The sequence below is a fragment of the Mycobacterium sp. E1386 genome (assembly GCF_001672745.1).
Taxonomy (GTDB): domain Bacteria; phylum Actinomycetota; class Actinomycetes; order Mycobacteriales; family Mycobacteriaceae; genus Mycobacterium.
Genome location: NZ_LZKH01000075.1, coordinates 50871 through 57423 on the forward strand (window position 1 = coordinate 50871; position 6553 = coordinate 57423).

Consider the following 6553-nt stretch of genomic DNA (forward strand, 5'->3'; position numbering starts at 1 on the left):
CTTCTCATCGGGCAAACGCCCCGGGCAACACGTCGCGATAGGTCGGTATCCCGGCCACCGAATCCGCGGCGAACACGCCGACCAGCACCGCGCGCGCCAGACAATCGGCCGCCGCGGCACCGACCTCCGCCGCCAGCCGCATCTCCGGCGAAAACGAGGCGGGCGCGTCCGGCGGGGGCGGCACCTCTACCGCCCCGGTGGCCAGCGCGAACACGGTGTCGCCGTCGTACGGGGTGTGCGCCGGCCGGACCGTACGGGCCAGGCCGTCCTGCGCGGCGACGGCGACGCGCCGGCACGCGGCCGCGCTCAGCGCTGCGTCGGTCGCCACGACGCCGATGACGGTGTTGAGCGGGGTCTCCAGCGGGGTCGCCGCGGTCGGCAACTGCGCGAAGGCGTCGATCTCCTCCGCCGGCGGTGGCCGCAACGCGAATTCCTCGATCAGGTCCGCCATCCACGGCAGGCCGGTGGTCCGGTCGGCGACGTCGCCGGCCGAGTTCACCACGACCACCGCGCCAACGGTCGCCCCGCACGGCAGCGTCGTAGCAGCCGTCCCGACCCCGCCCTTGAATACCCCGGCCCGCGCCCCGACGCCGGCGCCGACGTTCCCGACGGCCGGCGCACCCCCGCTCGCGGCGGCTTCGCAGGCCAGGTAGCCGAACTCCGCCGTCGGGCGGCGATCCCAGCCACCGACCGGCAGATCGAAGATCACGGCGCCGGGCACGATGGGCACCACCCCGCCATCCATCGCCACGCCGCGTTCGCGTTCTTCCAGCCAGCGCATCACGCCGTCGGCGGCGGCCAGACCGTAGGCGCTGCCGCCGGCGAGCAACACCGCGTCGACGTAGCGGACGGTGTTGGCGGGATCCAGCAGGTCGGTCTCCCGGGTACCGGGCGCGCCGCCGCGGCAGTCGACGGCCCCGACGGTCCCGGGCGGCGTCAGCACGACGGTGACGCCGCGCGCCCATCCGGCGCCCATGGACGCGTCGGGGTCGAGTCGATGATGGTGACCGACGCGGATGCCTCCGACGTCGGTGATGGCGTTCGCCCGGCCGCCGTCGATGCTCATCGGGACCCCATGAGCACCAGGACGAGGTATTCCTGCAAGACGGTCAACCACTGGTACACGTCGAAGTGCACGGCCAGCGGGTGGTCGGCGGGCAGCCGCTCCGGCCCCTCCGGCCCGACCTCGAGCATCACCCCCAGCGTCAGCCGAATGTCGTTGACCGCCGCCACCCAGGCGTTGGCATCCTCCTCGGTCAGATCGAATCGGCCGCCGTCTTGCGGAACGGTGTCCAACATCCGCTGCGCCGCAAGACGTTTGGCGCCGATGATCTCGGGCTCGTGCAGGCTGCGCAGCGCGGCGTTGAGGCTATCGGCGGCGTCGGAAGCCGACGGGTCATCGTCGTCGGGATGGAAAAAGTCGGGCAACAGCCGGCGCAGGGTCGGGTCCTTCGGCGGATCGCTGTTTCCGGTCTTTATGCCGGTGATCTGCTCGAGTTCGTCTGCGGGCGAGGATGATTCACGCTCGTCGAGCAACCCGAGCATGGCGGTTGCCAGGTTCTTCAGCAGGGCGGCCTCGTGCGACGCCAGGGCGGACCGAAAACGGGGACCGTCCGCGGTCTCGACGCGCTTCCATTTGCGCACAGGTAATCGCCGCAGCCCCGAGTGTCAGCGGTCCTGCTGCAGCGTCGCCCACAGCCCGGCGGCATGCAGCTTGGACACGTCGACTTCCATGGACTCCCGGCTGCCGGCCGACACCACCGCCCTGCCTTCGTTGTGCACCTGCAGCATCAGCTTGGTGGCGTGCGGCTCGCTGTAGCCGAACAACTTCTGGAACACATACGTCACGTAGGTCATCAGGTTGACCGGGTCATCCCACACGATCGTGACCCACGGACTCGCCGTGACGTCTACCGGAGCGGACTCGCGTTGTCCTGTAGTGCCCGGCTTAGTGGGCGCTGACATAACAACCATGGCCCCCAGGATACCGAGGGACCGGTGAGGTTTCCGAGCCCCCGATGCCAGCCGATACCGTTATGGAATGAACGACCCGGTCGTAACTGGGCTGCTTACCGACAAGTACGAGTTGACGATGCTGGCGGCGGCGCTGCGAGATGGTACCGCCGATCGCCCGACGACCTTCGAATTGTTCGCGCGCCGACTCCCGGAGGGGCGTCGCTACGGCGTGGTGTGCGGGACCGGACGCCTGCTCGAAGCGTTGCCGCAGTTCAGCTTCGACGATGAGGCGTGTCAGTTGCTGGCGCAATTCCTGGATCCAGATGCTTTGCGCTACTTGCGCGATTTCCGGTTCCGCGGCGATATCGACGGCTACGCCGAAGGTGAGCTGTACTTCCCCGGCTCTCCTGTGTTGTCGGTGACCGGCACGTTCGCCGAGTGTGTCGTGCTGGAGACGCTGGCGTTGTCGATCTTCAATCACGACACGGCGGTCGCGTCGGCAGCGGCGCGAATGGTGAGCGCGGCCAGGGATCGTCCGCTGATCGAGATGGGGTCGCGGCGAACGCATGAGCACGCCGCGGTCGCCGCGGCGCGTGCGGCCTATATCGCCGGCTTCGCCGCGTCCTCCAATCTCGAGGCTCAGCGCCGGTACGGAATTCCCGCGCAGGGCACGTCGGCGCACGCGTTCACCATGCTGCACGCGACCGAAGAGCCCGCCGAAGTGACCGAACTGGCCGCCTTCCGCGCGCAGGTCGACGCGCTGGGTGTCGACACCACGCTGCTGGTGGACACCTACGACGTGACGACCGGCGTGGCCAACGCCGTGGCCGCCGCCGGGAAGTCGCTCGGCGCGGTCCGCATCGACTCCGGAGAATTGGGCGTGCTGGCCCGCCAGGTCCGCGAGCAGCTCGACGGCCTGGGAGCCACCGGGACCCGCATCGTGGTGTCCGGCGACCTCGACGAATTCTCGATTGCCGCACTGGGCGCCGAACCGGTGGACAGTTACGGCGTCGGCACGTCGCTCGTGACGGGTTCGGGCGCGCCGACGGCGAACATGGTCTACAAACTGGTCGAGGTCGACGGAATGCCGGTGCAAAAGCGCAGCAGCCACAAGGAATCCCGCGGCGGCCGCAAGGAGGCGCTGCGCCTGACGCGCACATCCGGGACCGCCACCGAGGAGCTGGTGTATCCGGCTGGCCGCCGGCCCCCGGTAACCGAGCCGTCCCGGGTGTTGACCGTCCCCCTGGTCCGCGGTGGCGACGTGGTGTCCAAACCGAATGTGGCCGCGGCGCGTGAACTGGTAGCTTCCGGGCTGCGCAGTCTGCCCTGGGAAGGGCTGAACCTCTCCCACGGCGAACCCGCGATCCCGACCACGCTGATCCCCGCCGGCCGCCGGTAGCAGAGCAAAAGGGGCTGACTACGTCCGAAGTGTCCGTGCCCGAGTTGCTGGCCGTCGCCGTGGCCGCGCTCGGCGGCAGTGAGCGTAGCGGCCAGCTCCAGATGGCCGACGCCGTCGCGCGGGCGTTCGCCACCGGCGAGCATCTCGTCGTGCAGGCCGGTACCGGCACCGGAAAGTCGCTGGCGTACCTGGTGCCCGCAATCGTCCGCGCCATCGACGACGACTCGCCCGTCGTCGTGTCCACGGCCACCATCGCGCTGCAGCGACAGCTCGTCGATCGGGACTTGCCCAGGCTGATCGATTCGATCGCCGACGCCCTTCCGCGCCGCCCGCAGTTCGCGCTGCTCAAGGGGCGCCGAAACTATCTGTGCCTAAACAAGATTCACAATGGCGGCGCCGAGGCCGAGGAAGACCCCGGTGACCGGCCGCAGGAGGAGCTTTTCGATCCCATCGCGGCCACCGCCCTGGGGCGTGACGTCCAGCGGCTCACCACCTGGGCGTCGACGACCGAGTCTGGCGACCGCGACGACCTGAAACCCGGTGTGCCCGATCGATCCTGGTCCCAGGTCAGCGTTTCGGCGCGGGAATGCCTGGGTGTGGCCCGTTGTCCGTTTGGCTCCGAATGCTTCTCCGAACGGGCGCGCGGCCGGGCCGGCGCCGCCGACATCGTGGTCACCAACCATGCGCTGCTCGCCATCGACGCCGTCGCCGAATCCGCGGTACTGCCCGAACACGCGCTGCTGGTTGTCGACGAGGCCCACGAGTTGGTCGACCGGGTGACGTCGGTGGCGACCGCGGAGCTGACGCCGGCCGCCCTCGGCGTCGCGGCGCGACGGATCGCCCGGTTGGTGAATCCCGAGCTGACGCAGCGGCTGGAGGCGGCGACCGCCAACTTCGCCGCGGCGATCCACGAGGGCACGCCGGGCCGCATCGATCGCCTCGACGAGGAGCTGGCGACGTACGTGACCGCCCTGCGCGACGCGGCCGGCGCGGCACGCTCGGCGATCGACACCACGAGCGACGCGAAGGCGGCCGCCGCGCGCGCCGAAGCGATAGCCGCCCTGAGCGAGATATCCGATACCGCCTCACGGGTCCTGTCGTCGTTCGCCCCCGCCATTCCGGATCGCACCGAGGTGGTGTGGCTGGATCACGAGGACAACAGGGGGGCGTTGCGCCCGGTGTTGCGGGTGGCACCCCTGTCGGTCGCGGGCCTGCTGCGCGACCGGGTGTTCTCCCGTTCCACTACCGTGTTGACCTCGGCGACCCTGACAATCGGCGGGTCGTTCGACGCGATGGCCGCGGCGTGGGGGCTGACCGGCGCCGATGCCGAGGTGCCCTGGCGGGGCGTCGACGTCGGCTCACCGTTCGAGCACGCCAAGGCAGGAATCCTCTACGTCGCCGCCCACCTGCCGCCTCCTGGCCGGGACGGCACCGGGTCGGCCGAGCAGCTCACCGAAATCGAAGAGCTCATCACCGCGGTCGGCGGGCGGACCCTGGGGTTGTTCTCATCGATGCGCGCCGCGCGGGCCGCCGCCGAGGCCATGCGCCAACGGTTATCGACGCCGGTGCTGTGTCAGGGTGACGACAGCACCTCCGCGCTGGTGGAACAGTTCAGCGCCGACGAACGGACCTCGTTGTTCGGCACGCTGTCGCTGTGGCAGGGCGTCGACGTTCCGGGGCCGTCCCTGTCCCTGGTGCTCATCGATCGCATCCCGTTTCCGCGGCCGGACGACCCGCTGCTGGGCGCCCGCCAGCGAGCGGTGGCCGCGCGTGGCGGCAATGGCTTCATGGCGGTCGCCGCCAGCCACGCCGCGTTGCTGCTGGCGCAAGGCTCGGGTCGGCTGTTGCGCCGCATCACCGACCGCGGTGTGGTCGCGTTGCTGGACTCGCGGATGGTCACCGCCGGCTACGGCGGCTACCTGAGTGCCTCGCTGCCGCCGTTCTGGCAGACCACCAATCCGGCGCAGGTCCGCGCCGCGCTCGAGCGGCTGCGCACCGCGTCGGAGGGCCTTCCCGCGTGATGTCAGCGGGCCAGGGTGACCAGACCCAGCTCGGTGCTGGAGGAAAGCATCGGGTGGCGGGGCAGCACGCGAACGGTGTACCCGACCGCCCCGGCCAGCGGTAACGACAGCGTCGTCGAGAACACCTGATTGCCGCCCTCGGCGGTCCCGGTATACGACATCTCAACGGTGACCGGATCCAGCAGCGCGTCGCTGCCGTCGACCCTACCCACCACCGCTTGGACCGTGACTTCGTCCGGCGCGAGCCCGTCCAACGCCACGGTGGCGGTCAGGGTCAGCTTGGAGCCGAGCACCGGCGTATCCGGCAGCCCGGTGCTGTCCACATCGGTGATGATGATCTTGGGCCAGGCCTCCTCGGCGCGCCGACGGTAGTCGGCCACCTCGCGTGCCGCGCCGAACTCAGCGCCGTCCGCACCGTCCTCGGCGGGCCCGACGGTCCTGCGCAGCGACTGCGCGGCGTGCGTGTAGTACTGCTCGACGTAGTCGCGCACCATGCGCGAGGCCAGCACCTTCGGGCCGAGTGTCTGCAGTGTGTGCCGCACCATCTCGATCCAGCGTGGCGGCACCCCGTGTTCGTCACGCTCGTAGAACTTGGGCGCCACGGCCTGCTCCAGCAGGTCGTAGAGCGCGCTGGCCTCCAGGTCGTCCCGGCGAGCCTCGTCGGCCACACCGTCGGCAGACGGTATCTCCCAACCGTTTTCGCCGTCGTACCACTCGTCCCACCAACCATCGCGGATGGACAGGTTCAGCCCACCGTTGAGCGCGCTCTTCATCCCGGAGGTGCCGCAGGCCTCCAGCGGCCGCAGGGGGTTGTTCAGCCAAACGTCGCAACCCCAGTACAAGTGCCGGGCCATGGACATGTCGTAGTCGGGCAAGAACGCGATGCGGTGGCGTACCGCCGGCCGGTCGGCGAAGCGCACCACCTGCTGGATCAACGCCTTCCCCCCGTCGTCGGCCGGGTGCGACTTTCCGGCGACGATCAGCTGAATCGGCCTGTCCTCATCGAGCAGCAGGCGTTCGAGCCGAACGTGCTTACCATTGGGTTCGCCCGGCGGGTGCCCACGTACAAGCGGCTGACGCTGATGCTGCGCGACCCGGAGCGGCTCGAACGCCTGCTGCTCGATGAGGACAGGCCGATTCAGCTGATCGTCGCCGGAAAGTCGCACCCGGCCGACGA

At 69.9% G+C, this 6553-nt stretch carries 6 protein-coding genes; 2 read left to right on the forward strand and 4 right to left on the reverse strand.

Going from position 1 to position 6553, the window contains the following annotated elements; all coding sequences use genetic code 11:
* Positions 1-4: 4 nt before the first annotated feature.
* From A5709_RS08005 to clpS, 3 genes are read right to left on the reverse strand one after another with little or no spacing between them, the layout of a single operon-like run.
* Entirely contained in the window at positions 5-1066 is a 1062-nt protein-coding gene (locus tag A5709_RS08005; RefSeq protein WP_067950982.1) for a P1 family peptidase, read from the reverse strand.
* Positions 1063-1644 carry a DUF2017 domain-containing protein gene (locus tag A5709_RS08010; RefSeq protein ID WP_067950983.1) on the reverse strand — a complete coding sequence of 194 codons (582 nt, stop codon included), beginning with the start codon at positions 1642-1644 and terminating at the stop codon, positions 1063-1065. Before A5709_RS08010 ends, A5709_RS08005 begins: the two co-directional genes overlap by 4 nt.
* Positions 1645-1668: 24 nt before the next feature.
* Positions 1669-1974: an ATP-dependent Clp protease adapter ClpS gene (gene clpS, locus A5709_RS08015; protein ID WP_067950984.1), complete on the reverse strand. Its 306-nt coding sequence runs from the start codon at positions 1972-1974 to the stop codon at positions 1669-1671.
* 67 nt (positions 1975-2041) lie between these two features.
* Between clpS and A5709_RS08020 the strand changes: the two genes are divergently transcribed.
* Positions 2042-3355 carry a nicotinate phosphoribosyltransferase gene (locus A5709_RS08020; protein WP_068119263.1) on the forward strand — a complete coding sequence of 438 codons (1314 nt, stop codon included), beginning with the start codon at positions 2042-2044 and terminating at the stop codon, positions 3353-3355.
* A gap of 14 nt (positions 3356-3369) precedes the next feature.
* The gene (locus A5709_RS08025; protein ID WP_068119265.1) at positions 3370-5376 is read left to right on the forward strand and encodes an ATP-dependent DNA helicase; all 2007 of its coding nucleotides are present in this window, start codon (positions 3370-3372) and stop codon (positions 5374-5376) included.
* A gap of 2 nt (positions 5377-5378) precedes the next feature.
* Here A5709_RS08025 and glgP read toward each other — a convergent pair.
* A partial coding sequence (gene glgP, locus A5709_RS08030) for an alpha-glucan family phosphorylase (RefSeq protein WP_231986937.1) occupies positions 5379-6553 on the reverse strand: 1175 nt, incomplete at its 5' end.